Source organism: Methanomassiliicoccales archaeon (assembly GCA_014361295.1).
Classification (GTDB): domain Archaea; phylum Thermoplasmatota; class Thermoplasmata; order Methanomassiliicoccales; family JACIVX01; genus JACIVX01.
Map to the genome: position 1 here is coordinate 1 of JACIVX010000109.1, position 759 is coordinate 759.

1 protein-coding gene is annotated in these 759 nt (G+C 60.6%); it reads left to right on the forward strand.

Annotated features, from left to right (window positions below; genetic code table 11):
- Positions 1–728: amidohydrolase family protein (locus tag H5T41_11435; GenBank protein MBC7109371.1), on the forward strand; the 728-nt coding region annotated here is incomplete at its 5' end.
- Positions 729–759: the final 31 nt, after the last annotated feature.

A 759-nucleotide genomic window follows, 5' to 3' on the forward strand; every position in this document is an offset into this window, starting at 1 on the left:
TGACCCCTAGGCTCATGCGGGAGACGGCGGAGCTCGCCCGGAAATATGGGGTTCTCTTGCACACGCATCTCGCCGAGACCTTGGACGAGGAGGAGTTTTGCCTCGCGAAATTCGGGAAAAGGCCCGTGGAGTATCTTGAGGATCTCGGCTGGCTTGGTCCGGATGTATGGATTGCCCATGCCGTTCATTTGAACGACGAGGACATTCAGAAGCTTGCACGGGCCGGAGTGGGCGTGGCCCATTGTCCTTCCTCCAACATGCTTTTGGGCTCGGGAATTGCGCCCATTCCCAAGATGCTCGAAGCGGGGATGAAGGTGGGGCTGGCCGTGGACGGCTCGGCCTCCAACGACGCCTCCAACATGATCCGGGAGGCTCGCCAGGCCATGCTTCTTTCCCGCGTGAAATACGGGGCGGAGAGCATGCCCGCCCGGAAAGCCCTGTGGATGGCCACCATGGGCGGAGCGAAGGTCATGGGCTGGGAAAAGGAGATCGGCTCCCTCCAGCCCGGGAAATGCGCGGACCTCTCCCTCTGGGATATTTCCACGCTCGAGTTCGCCGGTGCCGCAGATCCCGTGGCCGCCCTCCTTCACTGCGCTGCTCAATACGCGGATTTAGTGATGGTGAACGGAAAAATTCTTGTGCGGGGTGGGGAACTTGTGGACAGCCGCCTTTATCGCTATGTTCCGCGGCAAAGGGAGATCGCGCGGAGGTTGGTGTACGGGCGATGAAGGTGCGGGTGAGCTTATATTTTCCGTTCCG